The organism is Sphingobium lignivorans, from assembly GCF_014203955.1.
Classification (GTDB): Bacteria; Pseudomonadota; Alphaproteobacteria; order Sphingomonadales; family Sphingomonadaceae; genus Sphingobium; species Sphingobium lignivorans.
On record NZ_JACHKA010000001.1, the window covers coordinates 1,938,990 to 1,955,348 of the forward strand.

Consider the following 16,359-nt stretch of genomic DNA (forward strand, 5'->3'; position numbering starts at 1 on the left):
ATGAGCGCCAGCCTTTACAGCATTGACGTCCTGCGCATGGCGGCGGACGTGGCGTCCTTCCCGCCGCTCAGCGATGCCGATGGCGCCGACGAACGGCGCTCCCCCACCTGCGGCAGCCGGATGAGCGTGACGCTGCGCCTGGATGCGGCAGGCACCATCGAGGCGATCGGGCTCGACGCCAAGGCCTGTGCGCTCGGACAGGCGGCTGCGGCGATCTTCGCACGCGGCGTAATCGGCGCGGACAAGGCGCGGATCGCGGCTGCGAGCCAGGGCTGGCGCGCCTATCTTTCTCGGGAAAGCGACAGCCTGCCCGACTGGCCGTCGCTCGACCTGCTGGCGGCAGGGCGCGATTATCCGGCGCGGCATCCCTCCATGCGCCTTGCCTTTGAAGCGGCGGAAGCCGCCATGGAGCAGGCGCTGGCTCGGGCATCGGCCGGTGGATGACGCCGGCGCGGTTCCGACCGTGACGGAATTGCTGCTGAGCGAAGGTGTCATCCTGCTCAGCGTCGCTTTGGCCTTCGTGATCCTGTTCCGTCGTTTCGGGCTCGGCGCCACGCTCGGCTATCTGGTGGCCGGCGCGCTGGTGGGACCCTATGGTCTCGGCCTGGTGGGCGGGGGCGAAAGCAAGCTCGCCATTGCCGAGATCGGCATCGTGCTGCTGCTGTTCCTGGTCGGCCTGGAGCTCAATCCCGCGCGTCTCTGGCGGCTGAGACGGGATATCTTCGGGCTGGGCGTGCTGCAGGTGGTGACGTGCGGCATCGTGCTCGTCGCGCTGATCTTCCTGACGACCGGCTTCACGCTCGGCGCCGCGATTGCCCTCGGGCTCCCTCTCGCCCTGTCCTCCACCGCGCAGGTGCTGCCCAGCCTGAAGGAGAGCGGGCGGATCAACTCCCCGTTCGGCGAGAAGGCCTTCTCCATCCTGCTGCTGCAGGACCTGGCGATCGTGCCGATGATCACCATCATCGCCTCGCTTTCCCGGGCGCCGGCCGATCCCGCCGCGCCGCCCAACTGGATGCTGGCGCTCTATACGCTGGGCGCGATCGTCGGCCTCGTCCTGGCCGGGCGCTTCCTGCTCCAGCCTCTGCTGCGTCTCGTCGGCCGTTTCGGGGAGCGGGAGCTGTTCGTGGCGGTCGGGCTGTTCGCGGTGCTGGCGTCCGCCTCGCTGATGCACGCCCTGCACCTCTCGCCGGCGCTCGGCGCCTTCATTGCGGGTGTGATGCTGGCGGACTCGCCCTATCGGCACGAGATCGAGTCCGATGTCGAGCCGTTCCGCATGATCCTGCTTGGCCTGTTCTTCGTCGCGGTCGGCATGGTGCTCGATGTCGGAGTCATCATCCGGGAACCGCTGTTCATCCTGGGCATGGCGCTGGCGCTGGTGGCCGTGAAAATCGGGCTCATCGCCGGACTGGGCCGGCTGTTCGGCATGCCAAGCGGGCAGGCGCTGGCGCTCGGCCTGCTGTTGAGCCAAGGTGGCGAGTTCGGCTTCGTGCTGTTCGCCCATGCGCAGAACGCGCTGCTGATCGCGCCGGAAGCCGCGAGCATGTTCAGCGCGATCGTCACCGTCTCGATGATGACGACGCCGCTGCTGCTCATGCTCGCGCGCCGGCTCGAATTCTCGGCGAAGGACGACGAGACGGCGGCGCTCGACGGGCCGGACGGGCAGGCGCGCGGCGGCGCGATCATCGTGGGCTATGGCCGTTTCGGTCAGACCGTGGCCCAGATGCTGATGGGCCAGGGTTGCAAGGTCACGCTCATCGACCGGAAGCCAGCCCAGATCGAGCAATCCCGCCAGTTCGACATCAAGGTCTATTATGGCGACGGCACCAGCATCGATCTTCTGCGGCGGGCTGGCGCGGAGGAGGCCAGCCTGCTGATCTTCGCGCTCGATGATCGCCGGCTGACGCCTGCCATGGTCCACGAAGCGATGGAGGCCTTTCCGCAGGCTGCCGTGCTGGTGCGTGCGCATGATCGCCAGCAGCTTCTCGACTTCGCCAGCCTCTCGCCTGCTGCCGTGGTCCGGGAAGTGTTCGAATCCGCCGTGACCATGGGCAGGTTCGCCCTCAAGGAGCTGGGTGTTTCACCCGAGCAGATCGACGAGATCGAGCGGCAGTATCGCGACAATGATCGCAAGCGACTGGACGTGCAGCTCGCTTCGGGATTGCTGGCGACCAAGGATCTGCTTTACCGCCCCGGGCGGACCATGGTCCTGCCTCACAAGGCGACAGTGGGAGACGAGGCATGATTGCGATTCTTGCAGCGCTCAGCGCGGCCATTGCCATCGCGGCAGCAGCCTTTGGCGCGCACGCCGCCGGCAGTGAGCAGGCGGCGGAATGGCTGCGCACGGGCGGCCTGTATCAGCTCGTCCATGCCGTGGCCGTTGTTGCGCTGGGGAACCGGGCGGGCCTACGCGCGCCTGCCGCGTTGCTGCTGGGCGGCAGCGTGCTTTTCGCTGCCACGCTGTATGCCATGGCGCTTGGCGCGCCGCGCTGGTTCGGCGCGATCACGCCCATCGGGGGCGTCATGATGATCCTGGGGTGGCTGTGGGCCGGCTGGCTCTTCGCGCGGCCGCCCCGCTGAGTCAGCGGCTCTCGTCGAGAAAGGCGGAGACGTCCGCGAGATCGACATCCTTCGCCAGCCAGGTCTGTCCGATACCGCGTGCGAGCAGGAAGGGCAAGGTGCCTGCGCTCATCTTCTTGTCGTGAAGCATATGCGCGACGAGCGTGGCGCCGGATGCATCGATGCCCGCATCGGCAAGCGAAGCCGGCAGGGCCATGGCGCGCAGATGATCCCTGACGCGCGCCGCATCCTCGGGCGGGCATTCGCCGCGCCGGGCCGAATAGGCAAAGGCAAGCGCCATGCCGGCGGCCACGCCTTCCCCATGGAGCAGCCTGTCGGAAAAGCCGGTCTCGGCTTCCAGCGCATGGCCGAAGGTATGCCCGAGATTGAGCAGCGCGCGCCGCCCGGTAATCTCGCGCTCGTCCTCCGCGACGATGGCGGCCTTGGCGGCGACGCTCTTCGCGATGGCATGGCTGCGCGCTTCCGGATCGCCTGCCAACAGGGCAGCGCCATTGGCCTCGCACCAGGCGAAGAAGTCGGCGTCGTCGATCAGACCGTATTTCACCACTTCGGCATAGCCCGCCGCGACATCACGCCGCCCGAGCGTATCCAATGTGGCCGGATCGATCAGCACCAGCGAGGGCTGATGGAATGCGCCGATCAGGTTCTTGCCCGCGCGGCTGTTGATCGCGGTCTTGCCGCCCACGGAACTGTCGACCTGGGCGAGCAGCGTCGTCGGGATCTGGATGAAGCGGCAGCCGCGCTTCAAGATCGCCGCCGCGAAGCCGACGAGATCGCCGATCACACCGCCCCCAAAGGCCACGACATGGTCCGCGCGCTCGATCCCGTGCGCGATCATCCGGTCCGTCAGGCTTTCCAGATGCTTCCAGTCCTTGGTGGCTTCGCCGGCCGGCAGCGTCACCAGTTCGGCACGCAGCCCGGCGCCTTCCAGCGCGGCGGCAAGGCGGGGCCATTGCGCGGCAGCGACATTCGTGTCGGTGACGACGAGGAACGGCCGGCCACTGGCATAAGGCGCCAGTGCTTCACCGGCGCGATCCAGCAGGCCGGTCTCTATGCGCACATCATAGCTGCGCGCGCCGAGGGAAACGGGAACGATGCTCATTGGCCGATCGCCTTCATGATCTTGTCTATGGTCGCGTCATGCGGCGAATCCGAGCTCATCACGCGGATCGGCGCCTGGGAATAGAAGGGGCGCCGCTCGTCCGCCAGCTGGGTGAGCACCTCGCGGGCGTTGCGGTTCCGGAGCAGCGGCCGGCCATCGCGGCGAGAGACGCGTTCGACCAGAATGTCGATATTGGCATCGAGCCAGATCGCGACAGCCTTGTCCAGGATGAGCCTGCGCGTGTCCTCGTTGACGAACGCACCGCCCCCGGTCGCGATCACCTTGGGCGTGCCATCGATCAGCCGCGCGATCACGCGCCGCTCGCCGTCGCGGAACTGCGCTTCGCCGAAGGTGTCGAAGATTTCCTGGATGCTCATTCCGGCGGCGCGCTCGATCTCGTCGTCCGCGTCGACGAAGGGCAGTCCGAGGCGCGCGGCCAGCCGGCGGCCGATGGTCGACTTGCCCACGCCCATCAGTCCCACGAGGACCAGAGAGGTCTGCGGCCGCCGATCCTCATATTTATCGTTTCGCACCATGATTTGCGCGGCTATACAGCGGCACACGCCTGAGGCAACGGCGATCATCTGCCGTCTCGAGAACCTGAAATTTCGGCAAGGCCACGCAATTCCATCATGAAACTCAGCCGCCGCGACCCCTACCGCCCTCGCAGACATCCTCTGTCCCTTCTCGTCTGGATTCCGCCCATCCTGCTGGTCCTCCTCCTCGCCCTGTCCTGGTGGAAAGGCGGGGAGCAGCCGGTCAGCGAGATCGAGATCCCCGTTTCCGCCGAAAATCTGGCAGGATAGGCCGCCGGATGCGGTTCAACCGGCCCCTGCTCCTTGCTGGCCTGAGCGCGCTTGCGCTCGCTCTTCCCGTGCTGGCGCAGAGCGGGCCGGAATCGCTACTGCCGGAGGGATTCGGAGAACCTGCGCCGACGCCCTCGGCGCCCCCCGCTCGCAACCAGCCTGCACCGCCACCGTCGACTCCCTCGACGAGCACGCCGACTCCCTTGCTGCCCGCCACGAGTGCGATCGATCAGGCCGCGAACGCGATGCAAGCCTCGGACAATGCGGCCCAGAATGCCGCGCAGGCCGATGAGATCGCGGAGAAATATGATCTACCGCCGACGGCCCGGCGTTCGCTCGATGTCATCGGGCCGCTTACACCCGAGCTTGGCGGACTGGACCGCGCGGCATTCGGCCAGACGCATGGGCAGGCTCTCGCAAGCATCATGCGCGCCACCCGCGCGCCGTTCATGTCGCGATGGGCCAGCATCCTGCTGCGCCGCGCCCTGATCTCCCAGATCGACACGCCGGGCGACATCAACGGGGCAGACTGGGTAGCCGAGCGCGCCTGGTTACTGTTGCGCATGGGCGAGGCGGACAATGCCCGCCTGCTCGTCCAGGGCGTCGATTCGGACCAGTATACGCGGCGCCTCTATTCCGTGGCGATGCAGACGCAGCTGGCCACGGCCGATCCCGCCGGTTTCTGCCCGCTGCTGCCCCGCGCCCGCAATTTCAGCGACGAGCCGGGCTGGTTCATGGCGCAGGCGATCTGCGCATCCTTTTCGGCCGACCAGGGCTCGGCAAGCGCGCTGCTCAACCAGGCATCCCGTCGTGGCATCGCGCGCGGCATCGATTACCGGCTCGCCGAAAAGGTGGTCGGCGCCGGCCCCAACAGCCGACGCTCGGTGCGAATCGAGTGGGATGGTGTGGATCGCCTCACCGCCTGGCGCTTCGGGCTCGCGACGGCGACGAATGTCGAGATTCCCACCGCGCTCTATGGCACCGTCGGGCCGCAGGTCCGCGCGTGGGAAGCCCGCGCGCCCGGACTTACGCCCGCGCAGCGCCTGCCGGGCACGGCCGTGGCGACACGGCTGGGCGTGTTCTCAGGCAGGACCGCGCTCGGATTTCATGCGGCGCTTGCCGAGGACGACGATAGCAGTGAGAGCGCCGAGCTTCTGCGCAATGCCTATGGCGCGAATTCCATAGGCGGACGGATCGAGGCGATGCGGGAGTTCTGGCGCTTGCAGCCGGCCGACCGCTGGCCGGCGGGCCCCGGCGAGGTTCATTTCGGCGCGCTTCCCGTGATCGCGCGCGCTGCCGCGGCGCTGCCGCCGACGGCCGGCGCGGGCGAGGATACGCCCTGGCTTGTCGCCGCGATGCTCTCCGGCGGCTATGACCGGAACGCCGCGCGCTGGGCCGCCGCGCTCGGCCGACTGGAAGGCCATGCGCGCGAGCGGACCTGGGCGCTTCTCGCTACCGGCCTGCCGGCACCGGCCTTCGACATGTCCGCGGGCCGCATCGAGTCCTTCGTCTCGGCCACGAGCGGCGAGGGAGAATTGCTGGGTGGCAGCCTCGTTGCCGCGCTCGCCGGGCTGGACCGGCTGCCGGCCGATGCCCGCGACCGCCTGTTGCAGGGCGCCGGCATCGATCCCGTTCCCCGGCGGCGCTGGAGTCGTTCGATCATGGCATCGGCGCAGCGCGGGGAACGCGGAACCGTGGCGCTTCTGGCCGCTGTCGGCATGCAGGGGCAGAACTGGCAGGCCATGACGCCCCAGCAGCTCTATTTCATCGTGGCGGCACTCCGTCAGGTGGGACTGGATCCCTATGCCCGCATGATTGCCGCCGAGGCGATGGCGCGGCTCTGATGGCTGAGGGTGAGGACGCGGATCGTCCCATTGCTCCCCGCGACAGGACGATGATCGACCGCTACCTCGCCATGCTGGCGGCGGAACGCGGCGCAGCGCGCAATACGCTGCTCGCCTATCGCAACGATCTGGAGGATGCCGCAGCGCGCCTCGGCCATCTGGCGCCCGCAGACGACGCGGCACTGGCGACGCTGGGGGAGGACTGGGCGGACCTCGCGCCCTCCAGCCTCGCGCGCAAATCCTCGGCGCTGCGCGGTTTCTTCGCTTTTCTCGAGACGGAAGGGGTGCGGACGGACAATCCATCGGGCGGGCTCCCGCGTCCGTCCGTCCGCCGCGCCTTGCCGCGCGTGCTGGGCCATGGCGATGTCGACGCGATCTTTGCCGCCATTGCCGAGCGCCTCGCGCGTACCCCGGTTAATCCGCTCGACCTGCGCCTCGCTGCCCTGATCGAGCTGCTGTACGGATCGGGCCTGCGCGCCACCGAACTGGTCTCGCTGCCCGCCCGGGCGCTTGCCGCCGACCGGCCGTTCCTGATTCTCCGCGGCAAGGGCGGGCGCGAGCGGCTCGTCCCGATCTCCGACCGCGCGCGCGCCGCCATCGCCGACTGGCGGCCGCACCTGCCGGAAAACAGCCCCTGGCTCTTCCCCTCCGGCAAAGGGCATCTCAGCCGCGTCCGGCTGTTCCAGATCGTCCGCGCGCTCGCGGCCGAAGCGGGCATCAATCCCGCCCGGGTCAGCCCGCACGTCCTGCGCCACGCCTTCGCGACGCACCTGCTCGAAGGCGGTGCGGACCTGCGCGCCCTGCAGGCGATGCTGGGCCATGCCGACATCGCAACCACGCAGATCTACACTCATGTCGATGCCGGCCGGCTCGTCGCTCTCGTCAACGCCCGTCATCCGCTCGTTGACCTCAGGCGGCCCGGAGTATAGCGCGCTGCCGATGATCAGTTATCTCGACTTTGAGAAGCCGGTCGCGGCCCTGCAGGCGCGCATCGATGAATTGCGCGAAACAGCCGACAGTGGCGCGATCGACATCGATGCGGAAATCGAAAAGCTCCAGCAGCGCTCGACCACGATGCTGGCGGATCTTTATGCCAAGCTCACGCCCTGGCAGAAGACGCAAGTCGCCCGCCACGCGGCGCGCCCGCATTTCCGCGATTTCACAGCCATGATGTGCAGCGATTTCATGCCGCTCGCCGGAGACCGCGCCTTCGCGGACGACAAGGCGATCCAGGGCGGATTCGCGACCATCGCGGGCCGCAAGGTCATGCTCATTGGCCACGAGAAGGGCAATGACACGGCCTCGCGCGTGAAGCACAATTTCGGCATGGGCATGCCGGAAGGCTACCGCAAGGCGATCCGCCTCATGGAACTGGCCGATCGCTTCGGCCTGCCGGTGGTCACGCTTGTCGATACGTCCGGTGCCTTTCCCGGCGTCCAGGCCGAGGAGCGGGGTCAGGCCGAGGCCATCGCCCGCGCCACCGAAGCCTGTCTCGCGCTCGGCGTGCCGATGGTCGCCGCGATCGTGGGAGAAGGCGGATCGGGCGGCGCGGTCGCGCTGGCTTCCGCGAACCGGGTGCTGATGTTCGAGCATGCCATCTACTCCGTGATCTCTCCGGAAGGATGCGCGTCGATTCTCTGGCGCACGGCCGACAAGGCCGCGGATGCGGCGCAGGCGATGCAAGTCACCGCGCAGCACCTCGCCACGCTCGGCGTGATCGACCGCATCGTGCCCGAGCCGGTCGGCGGCGCGCATCGTATGCCGGCTGCCGCCATCGAGACGCTGCAGAAGGCGATCGTCGAGGAATTGCGGACGCTCGATGGCCTTGGGGCCGATCAGCTTCGCCGCCAGCGGGCAGACAAGTTCCTCGCCATGGGCGGTTGAGCGACAGCGGAAACGGCCCGTCCGGGGCAACCCGGCTTCCATCCGGAACAAGGCAGGCGGAACCGCGTGGACCGCTTTGCATTCCATGGAAGCCGGATTAATCCACGGAAGGCAGACTGATCTTGCAGAAACAGGACGAGGGGAGGCTCATGGGTCGCAGGTTTCTCACGCTTTGGCTCGGCGGCGCGCTGGTGGCCGGCTGCGCTGCCACAGGGACCGGCACGGCCCAGCGCCAGATCCAGACCGCCACCTCGATGAGCCAGAACGAGAAGGCGCAGGGCGCCAAGGCGCATCCGGAGCTTCTGGCCGAGTTCGGCGGGCTCTACAGCGGACCGCAGGCCGCCTATGTGACCAGCGTCGGCAAGCGGATCGCCGTCCAGTCGAGCCTTTCCAGCCAGCAGAATGATTTCACGATCAGCCTGCTCAACTCGCGAGTGAACAACGCCTTCGCGATCCCCGGCGGCTATGTCTATGTGACGCGGCAGCTCATGGCGCTCATGAATGACGAAGCGGAGCTGGCGGGCGTATTGGGGCATGAAGTCGGCCATGTGGCCGCGCAGCACAGCCAAAGGCGCCAGAGCGCCGCGACGCGCAACTCGATCCTGGGTATGCTCGGACAGGTCCTGGTGGGCGCTGTTGCCGGCGACTCCGGGCTCGGCCAGCTCCTGCAGCGGGGCATTGGCACCGGTGCGCAGCTGCTCACGCTCAAATTCTCCCGCTCGCAGGAATATGAAGCGGACGATCTGGGCATTCGCTATCTGGCAAGCGCGGGCTATGATCCCAAGGCGCTCTCCTCGATGCTGGCCTCGCTCGCCGCGCAGAATACGCTCGACGGGCAGATCGGCGGGCAGGGCAGCACCGTGCCGGAATGGGCAAGCACGCACCCCGACCCTGCCTCGCGCGTCCGCCGGGCGCTCACCAATGCCCAGGCCACGCGATCCACGAGCAGCCTGCGCAATGCGAGCACGTTCCTCCAGAATCTCGACGGCATGCTCTATGACGACGATCCGAAGGAAGGCATCGTCTCTGGGCGCGAGTTCATCCACCCCACGTTCAAGCTCAAGTTCACGGCACCGAGCGGCTTCACCATCCAGAACGGCACCAATGCCGTCTCCATCGTGGGACAGTCGGGGCAGGCGCAATTCACCGGCACATCGTTCAGCGGCGATCTCGACGCTTATGTCCAGAATGTGTTCGGGCAGTTGGCAGGGCAGGGTCAACGCCCTTCGATCGCGGTGAGACGCACGACCATCAACGGATTGCAGACCGCATCCGGCGCTGCGAGCATGACCAATTCGCAAGGAGCCCGGCTCGATGTGACAGTCGTCGCCTATCAGTTCGGGCCATCGACGGCCTATCATTTCGTGGTGGTGACGCCGGCCGGGCAGGGACTCGGCAACCTGTCCCCACTGGTCAGTTCCGTGGCGCGCCTCAGCGACACGGAAGCAGGCTCAGTGAAGCCACGCCGGGTGCGCCTGGTGACCGTGCGGGCGGGCGATACCGCGCAGAGCATCGCCAGCCGCCTGGCCTATAGCGATCATAAGCTGGAACGGTTTCTGGTGCTCAACGCACTGCAGGCGAATAGCCGGCTCGAGCCCGGGCGGCGCGTGAAGATCATCACCAATTAGGAGACTGGACGCGCGGCGACGGCGCCTCGCGATCCCAGACGCAAAGAAGGCGGCGGCACATGGCGCCGCCGCCTCTTGCCTGTCGAGAAGGAGTCGTCGAAACTCCCCGACGGAAAGACTATTCGTCGAGCTTGTTCGACACCTTGTTGAAGGTATTCTCCAGGCTGCCGCCCAGGCTGCTCATGGCGCCGATAGCGGCGACGGCGATCAGGGCAGCGATCAGGCCATATTCGATGGCGGTCGCACCCTTGTTGTTCTTCATCATCTTGCGAACGAAATTCATGACAGGTCTCCTCGATCTGCAGTACTACAATCACCCGGCCAACAAAAAATCAGTCAGCATCAGGTTTCTAGCGGCAGGATCGTTTCCAAAGTCCTAACGTAGAGGCATGACTGTAAAGAATAGATGGTTAATGATTGCTCACCTGATTGGCGACGTTCGACCACACATTGTTGGTTTTGGTCGCCATGCTGGTCAGCGCACCGATCATCCCAAGCACGATGAGCGAGATGATGAGGCCATATTCCACTGCGGTCGCGCCGTCCTGCGAGACCAGAATTCTGCGGATGAGCGAGCGCACCGATTTTTCCTCTGCGACAGGCGATCGTGCATGTGTAAGGGAGAAGAGGTTAATAATTCATAGAGACCTGTAACCAAATGGCGAAGCAGCCCCTGGTCGTCGTGGCGGCCGCCCTTGTGGATTCAAATACGCGCATTTTTGTCCAGCAACGTCCGCCCGGCAAGGCAATGGCCGGATTGTGGGAGTTTCCGGGAGGAAAAGTGGAGCCGGGCGAGCAACCCGAGGCGGCGCTGGTGCGCGAGTTGCGCGAGGAACTGGCCATCGAGACCGAAACGGCCTGCCTCGCGCCTGCGACCTTCGCCACCGGCATGATCGAGGATCGCCAGCTGCTCCTGCTGCTTTACGTTTGCCGCAAGTGGAAGGGGCAGGTCGTGCCAACGGAAGCAAGCGACAGCCGCTGGCTTCACAAGCAGCAGTTGTTCGCGCTCGACATGCCGCCCGCCGACCAGCCGCTGGTCGCCATGCTCGATGCTCTGCTCTGACTCATCCGGTCGGCTTGGGCCCTGAGGGGCGCAAGGCATCGGCAAGGGAGACCGTAGCGCTGCCGCGTCGTGCGGGCTTGGGCTGGGTGGCGCTGGGATGCCAGCCGCTCCCGTGTAGGATCACGAATTTCTCGGTGACCCGTCCATCGGGCTCGGCTTCCTGCGCGAAATGGTCTGCCGCACGCACCAGCGCCGCGCGGGTGAGCGGCGGGGGAGGTGAAGCGAGGCACTGTGCCGCGCCCATTCCGCGCAGGTCTCCCAGCAGTCCGAACAGCGATCCATATCGTACGTTGAGGGTCTGCTGATCAGCGACCGGCATGGCGAAGCCGGCCCGGGCCAGCAGATCGCCCAGCGCGCGCACGTCGACCTGCGGATGAAGGCGCTGCGCCGGCCGGTCGCCATCGGCTGCCATCAGCGCCGCCCTGAGCCGGGGAAGCGAACCCGCGCCGACGAAGCTCACCAGCAGCAGTCCATCGGGCTCCAGCACGCGATTCATCGCGATCAGCGCGCCGGGCAAGTCGTTCACCGTATCCAGCGTCCCGCAACACAGGATCAAGTCGAAGGCACCTCCTTCATAAGGCAAGGCGTCTTCGCTCACCTGCTCGCCTTGCGCCCGGGCAGCCCACAGCGCCCCGGGGTCGGCACAGGTCACCTGGCCATAGCCGGTTGCCGACAGATAATCCCGCAGCCTTGTGTCCGGGCAACCGATGACGAGGACGCGAGAAAAGCTGCGGGAGACATCGCCCAAGCGCTCCAGCAACTCCTCCGCCATGGCCGCATAAAGGAAGTCATGGCGCTGGAAGGTGGCGGCGGCCCGGTCGCGCCGCGATGCGCGCAAGGCCGGATCGAAGATGCGAGGAACGTTCATCTCGGGCTTGTGCCGTCTGCGGACGCGTGGAACAAGCCGTTTCATGGGGGTTTTTCAGTTTTTGAGGTCCGCGGTCCGGCCGGTGCTGGACTATGCACTTCCGCCGCGTTGCCCGGCGTGCGGCGTGATCGTGGCCGAACCGGAAACGCTTTGCGCCGCCTGCTGGTCAACCATCGATTTTCTCGGGGAGCCGCTGTGCACGATCTGCGGGACCGATCTCCCGCATGGCAGCGGGGAAGGGATCGCCTGCGGAGCCTGTCTCGCCACGCCCCCGCCTTATGACCGGGCCCGTGCGGTGATGCGCTATGGGGACGTCGCGCGGACCATGGCGCATCGGCTCAAATATGGTCGCCGGGTCAGCCTGGCCCGGTTCATGGCGGTTAATATGGCTCGACTGCTCGAGGATGGCGATGCGGCCGGCCGGCTGCTTCTCCCGGTGCCCCTGCACCGATGGCGCATCTGGTCCCGCGGCTTCAACCAGGCGGCGCTGATCGCAGGGCATATGCGGCGGGAGACGGGGATCGCGCTGGAACTGGATCTGCTGCGCCGGGTGAGAAACACGCCGCCGCTCCATGCCCTCTCCCGGCGCGAGCGCAGCCGGATCGTCAGCGGGGCATTCGTGCTGGCGCCCGGCGCCAGGGTGAAGATTGAGGGCCGGCGCGTCGTTCTGGTCGATGACATCTGGACGACGGGGGCGACGGCGACGGCCTGTGCCCGGTTGCTCAAGCAGAATGGCGCGGCCCGGGTGGAGATCCTCTGCTGGACGCGCGTCTCGCAGGCGGACGATTGACAATCCCGTCCGCCGCTCCAACATCCGGGAAAGAAAAAAGAAAGGAAGCGCATCGCCATGCATCAGGTCGAGATCTATACGCGCGCGTTCTGCGGCTATTGCGCTCGCGCTCTTGCCTTGCTCCGCGACAAGGGCGTGGCGTTCGAGGAATATGACATCACGATGGGCGGCCCCGGCCGCGCGGAAATGATCCAGCGCGCCAATGGCCGTGCCACCGTGCCGCAGATCTTCATCGACGGTCAGCATGTGGGCGGGTGCGACGATCTCATGGCGCTGGAGGCCAGCGGGAAGCTCGACGAGCGCCTCGGTCTCTGAAACGGACGACCCGAGGCATGCGGATCGCGCTGTTCCAGATGAATGCCGGTATCGACCCGCAGGCGAATGCCTCAGCGCTCGTTGCCGGTATCAAGGAGGCTGCCCGGGGCGGCGCCGGGATATTGTTTACCCCGGAAATGTCCGGCTGTCTCGACCGGGACCGGCAGCGCTCCGGAAGCGTGATTGTACACGAGGAGCAGGACGCCGTGCTCTCCGCCGTCCGGGCGGCAGCGCAGCAGGCCGGCATATGGATCCATCTTGGCTCGCTGGCGATTGCCGACGAGGGTCAGCCGGACAAGCGCCGCAACCGGGGCTATCTGATCGACCCCGCCGGGAACATCCGGGCCCGCTATGACAAGATCCACCTCTTCGATGTCGATCTGCCGACCGGCGAAAGCTGGCGGGAATCGAACAGCTATGTCGCGGGAGAGCAGCCCGTCGCCACCCAGACGCCATGGGGTCGGCTCGGACTGACGATCTGCTATGATCTGCGCTTTCCCGCCCTGTTCGGCACACTGAGTGATGCCGGCGCGGACATCATCTCGGTGCCGGCCGCATTCACGGTGCCGACCGGCGAGGCGCACTGGCATGTGCTGCTGCGCGCCCGGGCGATTGAATCGGCAAGTTTCATCGTTGCGGCGGCGCAATGCGGACGGCATGAGGATGGCCGCCACACTTATGGCCACAGCCTGGTCGTCGATCCCTGGGGCACCGTTCTTCTCGATGCAGGTCAGACGACCGGTATCCATTATGTGGACCTGACCCTCGGTCGGCTGGAAGATGTGCGAACGAGAATACCGGCCCTGCGGCATCGCAAGCCGATCGGAGACGTTGTGATTTCATGATTTCCTTCGACCTTCAATGTTCCGGCAACCACATCTTCGAAGGCTGGTTTCGATCTGGCGCCGATTATGAGGAGCAGCGCAGGGCAGGGCAAATTCACTGCCCGACCTGCGGCTGCCCGACGATTTCCAAGGCCGTTATGGCCCCGGCCGTGGCCATGAAGGGCAATCGCCACAGCGATCTTGCCGGCCGTTCCGACAAGCAACCGGCGGTCCCGCAAGATCCGCAGGCCCATGCGGAGCGCGTCCAGCACCTCCTTGATGCGCTGGCGAGCGCCCAGGCGGAAATGTTGAAGGAATCCCGCTGGGTAGGCGCCGACTTTGCCGAGCAGGCGAGGGCCATTCATTATGGGGAAGCCGAGCCCGCGATTCTCCACGGCGTCGCGAAGCCGGCGGACGCCAAGGAGATGATGGAGGAGGGGATTCCCATCGCGCCGCTTCTCGTGCCAATCGCGCCGCCTGACGAATTGCACTGAATTGCGATCGGACCGACCACAAGCTTCAGGCTGGTGGTGTGCCGGACTGTGCCCGATATTGCCGTTCTGTTCCACTTTGCGTTGACATGCCGGGTGGGCTCACATAGTCGAAAGCGGCAGAAATCAACGATTTTTGGTCATGCGCCCGTAGCTCAGCAGGATAGAGCATCAGATTCCTAATCTGGGGGCCACAGGTTCGAATCCTGTCGGGCGCACCAATCCTTAACGCGTCGGATGGCATGCGTGCTTTGACGGAGAAGCAGACATGAACTGGAGCGATCCCCGACGCGGACGTCCCGAGGGAGCGATCCTTTGACGGGGCCGACTATGGAAAACGAGCGAATGGCGCCGCCGCGCGGCGAAGCGGTGTGGCGACAGGCGCGGCTGCTCAACGTGTGGATCGACGATCTTTCGGTCCAGGAACTGGTCGAGCGCCTCGACAATGACGTGCTCTTCACCGTCAATTCCGATCATCTCTACCAGCTCCAACGCAACCCCGAGTTCGCCGCCGCTTATGCGGACGCCACCATCGTGTCGTGCGACAGCAAATATGTTAGGGGCGGCGTACTCGCCCTTGGTCGCGGTCCCATGCGCAAGGCGTGCGGATCGGATATCGTGCCGGCTTACTGGCAACATCACGCATCCAATCCCGATGTGCGGATGTTCCTTTTGGGCGCGAAGCCGGGCGTGGCGGCCATGGCGCAGGCCCGCATCAACCGTCTGGCCGGTCGTGATATCGTCGTCGGCGCGCATGGACCGTCGATGAACTTCGTCAATGACGAAGCCGAATGCGCCACGGCCATCGAGATGATCAACGCGTCAGGCGCCACCTGTCTCGTCGTGGGGCTCGGCGCGCCCAAGCAGGAAATCTGGATCAGCAAGCATCGACATCGCATGCCCGGCGTGAAGGTTTTCATGGGCGTGGGCGCAACGATCGATTATGAGGCCGAGGCCGTGGTGCGAGCGCCCAAATGGGTGCGTGCCATCGCGATGGAATGGCTCCATCGCGTGCTCAGCGATCCGAAGCGCTACGCCATGCGCTATCTGCGCAACACGGAATTCTTCTGGCTGGTGCTGCTCGATGGTCTTGGCCGATATCGCCCGCCGGCATTTCTTTCGCCAGTCACCGCGGCGCGAAAGACAAGGCCGGAGACCGGAGGCGCTGAACCGGAAGCGGCGATCACGGGCTGACACGCCGCGCCGAGCGTCCCCTTTCATTTAACATAATATATATTATCGGACTTCGAGATGAGCAGCAGGGCGGCGAATATAACTCCCCTTCAGGATATCATGGCGCGGCTGCGTGATCCGGAGCACGGTTGTCCGTGGGACGTCGCACAGGACTTCGCTTCGATCGCGCCGTACACGATCGAGGAAGCCTATGAAGTCGCGGACGCGATCCAGCGGGATGACATGGCCGGACTCAAGGACGAGCTTGGCGACCTGCTGCTTCAGGTGGTGTTCCACAGCCGGATGGCTCAGGAAGCCGGATCGTTCGACTTATCCGACGTCATCACAGTGATTTGCGAGAAGATGGTGAGACGTCATCCTCATGTGTTCGGTGATGGCGGCGCATCGCCCGGCTGGGACGAGATCAAGGCGGCGGAACGCGCGGAGAAAGATGACGGCGATCATTCGGCGCTGGCCGGCGTTGCGGTGGCATTGCCGGCGCTGGCCCGCGCCGAGAAGCTTCAGAAACGCGCCGCGCGCGTGGGCTTCGACTGGGACAATGTCGAAGATGTCCGTAACAAGATACTGGAAGAAATGGAGGAAGTCTCCCACGCCGTCGGCTCGGAGGCGCTTGAGGAAGAGATAGGCGACCTGCTGTTCGCGGTGACCAATCTCGCTCGCCATCACAGAGTCGATCCCGAAACGGCGCTCCGGCGCGCCAACGTCAAGTTCGAGCGCCGCTTCCGTGCCATGGAGGCCATGGCCGGCACCGATTTTCCCGCGCTTGCGCTGGATGACCAGGAAGCGCTCTGGCAAGCCGTGAAAGCAGCGGAGAAGTCGGCCGGACGCGACTGACCGGGCTTCCCCGGCCGACCTGCCGGCGCAATCTCATTGAGCGAGCTCGGCGCAGCCAGCCGCTGTTTTAAGCCTTGGAAGACCTGAAAGGGCGCCCTTCCCCTCCCCGCGCCCGGTGCTTGCGGGCGCAGCGACGGTC

The 16,359-nt window shown here is 66.0% G+C and carries 20 protein-coding genes and 1 tRNA gene; 16 read left to right on the top strand and 5 right to left on the bottom strand.

Annotated elements, in window-relative coordinates:
- From HNP60_RS08790 to HNP60_RS08800, 3 genes are read left to right on the top strand one after another with little or no spacing between them, the layout of a single operon-like run.
- Window positions 1–444 carry an iron-sulfur cluster assembly scaffold protein gene (locus tag HNP60_RS08790; protein WP_184152617.1) on the top strand — a complete coding sequence of 148 codons (444 nt, stop codon included), beginning with the start codon at window positions 1–3 and terminating at the stop codon, window positions 442–444.
- Window positions 437–2,242 carry a cation:proton antiporter domain-containing protein gene (locus HNP60_RS08795; protein ID WP_184152620.1) on the top strand — a complete coding sequence of 602 codons (1,806 nt, stop codon included), beginning with the start codon at window positions 437–439 and terminating at the stop codon, window positions 2,240–2,242. Before HNP60_RS08790 ends, HNP60_RS08795 begins: the two co-directional genes overlap by 8 nt.
- Complete coding sequence (locus HNP60_RS08800; protein WP_184152623.1) at window positions 2,239–2,577, top strand: DUF423 domain-containing protein; 339 nt, start codon at window positions 2,239–2,241, stop codon at window positions 2,575–2,577. The genes HNP60_RS08795 and HNP60_RS08800 overlap by 4 nt, the downstream gene beginning before the upstream one ends.
- A 1-nt stretch (window position 2,578) precedes the next feature.
- On the opposite strand, the gene aroB is transcribed toward HNP60_RS08800, so the two are convergent.
- Window positions 2,579–3,679 carry a 3-dehydroquinate synthase gene (gene aroB / locus HNP60_RS08805; RefSeq protein WP_184152626.1) on the bottom strand — a complete coding sequence of 367 codons (1,101 nt, stop codon included), beginning with the start codon at window positions 3,677–3,679 and terminating at the stop codon, window positions 2,579–2,581.
- Window positions 3,676–4,215 (bottom strand): shikimate kinase, encoded by a 540-nt coding sequence (locus tag HNP60_RS08810; protein WP_184152629.1) that lies wholly within the window; start codon window positions 4,213–4,215, stop codon window positions 3,676–3,678. The genes aroB and HNP60_RS08810 overlap by 4 nt, the downstream gene beginning before the upstream one ends.
- Before the next feature lie 96 nt (window positions 4,216–4,311).
- Between HNP60_RS08810 and HNP60_RS08815 the strand changes: the two genes are divergently transcribed.
- The 5 genes from HNP60_RS08815 (at window position 4,312) to HNP60_RS08835 (ending at window position 9,841) form a co-directional block, all read left to right on the top strand.
- Complete coding sequence (locus HNP60_RS08815; RefSeq protein WP_184152631.1) at window positions 4,312–4,485, top strand: hypothetical protein; 174 nt, start codon at window positions 4,312–4,314, stop codon at window positions 4,483–4,485.
- Window positions 4,486–4,493: 8 nt separating this feature from the next.
- Entirely contained in the window at window positions 4,494–6,329 is a 1,836-nt protein-coding gene (locus tag HNP60_RS08820) for a hypothetical protein (protein ID WP_184152634.1), read from the top strand.
- Window positions 6,329–7,258, top strand: coding sequence for a tyrosine-type recombinase/integrase (locus HNP60_RS08825; RefSeq protein WP_184152637.1), 930 nt, complete (start codon window positions 6,329–6,331; stop codon window positions 7,256–7,258). Before HNP60_RS08820 ends, HNP60_RS08825 begins: the two co-directional genes overlap by 1 nt.
- Before the next feature lie 10 nt (window positions 7,259–7,268).
- Window positions 7,269–8,213 carry an acetyl-CoA carboxylase carboxyltransferase subunit alpha gene (locus tag HNP60_RS08830; RefSeq protein ID WP_014076107.1) on the top strand — a complete coding sequence of 315 codons (945 nt, stop codon included), beginning with the start codon at window positions 7,269–7,271 and terminating at the stop codon, window positions 8,211–8,213.
- A 149-nt stretch (window positions 8,214–8,362) separates the two neighbouring features.
- A complete protein-coding gene (locus HNP60_RS08835) occupies window positions 8,363–9,841 on the top strand; it encodes a M48 family metalloprotease (protein ID WP_184152640.1) in 1,479 nt (492 codons plus the stop codon).
- A gap of 118 nt (window positions 9,842–9,959) precedes the next feature.
- Here the strand turns inward: HNP60_RS08835 and HNP60_RS08840 are convergent, their stop codons facing one another.
- Window positions 9,960–10,124, bottom strand: coding sequence for a Flp family type IVb pilin (locus tag HNP60_RS08840; protein WP_014076109.1), 165 nt, complete (start codon window positions 10,122–10,124; stop codon window positions 9,960–9,962).
- Window positions 10,125–10,251: 127 nt separating this feature from the next.
- Window positions 10,252–10,422, bottom strand: coding sequence for a Flp family type IVb pilin (locus HNP60_RS08845; RefSeq protein WP_184049075.1), 171 nt, complete (start codon window positions 10,420–10,422; stop codon window positions 10,252–10,254).
- Window positions 10,423–10,499: 77 nt separating this feature from the next.
- Here HNP60_RS08845 and HNP60_RS08850 point away from each other — a divergent pair, with 77 nt between their 5' ends.
- Window positions 10,500–10,904: a (deoxy)nucleoside triphosphate pyrophosphohydrolase gene (locus HNP60_RS08850; protein WP_184152644.1), complete on the top strand. Its 405-nt coding sequence runs from the start codon at window positions 10,500–10,502 to the stop codon at window positions 10,902–10,904.
- Between the two features lies 1 nt (window position 10,905).
- Here the strand turns inward: HNP60_RS08850 and HNP60_RS08855 are convergent, their stop codons facing one another.
- A complete protein-coding gene (locus HNP60_RS08855) occupies window positions 10,906–11,772 on the bottom strand; it encodes a methyltransferase domain-containing protein (RefSeq protein ID WP_184152647.1) in 867 nt (288 codons plus the stop codon).
- Window positions 11,773–11,815: 43 nt separating this feature from the next.
- Between HNP60_RS08855 and HNP60_RS08860 the strand changes: the two genes are divergently transcribed.
- From HNP60_RS08860 to mazG, 7 genes are all read left to right on the top strand, one after another.
- Window positions 11,816–12,562, top strand: coding sequence for a ComF family protein (locus tag HNP60_RS08860; RefSeq protein ID WP_184152650.1), 747 nt, complete (start codon window positions 11,816–11,818; stop codon window positions 12,560–12,562).
- A gap of 57 nt (window positions 12,563–12,619) precedes the next feature.
- Window positions 12,620–12,877 (top strand): glutaredoxin 3, encoded by a 258-nt coding sequence (gene grxC, locus HNP60_RS08865; protein ID WP_184152653.1) that lies wholly within the window; start codon window positions 12,620–12,622, stop codon window positions 12,875–12,877.
- Window positions 12,878–12,894: 17 nt separating this feature from the next.
- Window positions 12,895–13,722 carry a carbon-nitrogen hydrolase family protein gene (locus HNP60_RS08870; RefSeq protein WP_184152656.1) on the top strand — a complete coding sequence of 276 codons (828 nt, stop codon included), beginning with the start codon at window positions 12,895–12,897 and terminating at the stop codon, window positions 13,720–13,722.
- On the top strand, window positions 13,719–14,195 hold the full coding sequence (locus HNP60_RS08875; RefSeq protein ID WP_184152659.1) for a DUF1178 family protein: 477 nt from the start codon (window positions 13,719–13,721) through the stop codon (window positions 14,193–14,195). The genes HNP60_RS08870 and HNP60_RS08875 overlap by 4 nt, the downstream gene beginning before the upstream one ends.
- Before the next feature lie 141 nt (window positions 14,196–14,336).
- Window positions 14,337–14,413, top strand: a tRNA-Arg gene (locus tag HNP60_RS08880).
- 124 nt (window positions 14,414–14,537) lie between these two features.
- A complete protein-coding gene (locus HNP60_RS08885) occupies window positions 14,538–15,386 on the top strand; it encodes a WecB/TagA/CpsF family glycosyltransferase (protein ID WP_184152661.1) in 849 nt (282 codons plus the stop codon).
- Window positions 15,387–15,443: 57 nt separating this feature from the next.
- On the top strand, window positions 15,444–16,220 hold the full coding sequence (mazG, locus tag HNP60_RS08890) for a nucleoside triphosphate pyrophosphohydrolase (RefSeq protein WP_184152664.1): 777 nt from the start codon (window positions 15,444–15,446) through the stop codon (window positions 16,218–16,220).
- Window positions 16,221–16,359: the final 139 nt, after the last annotated feature.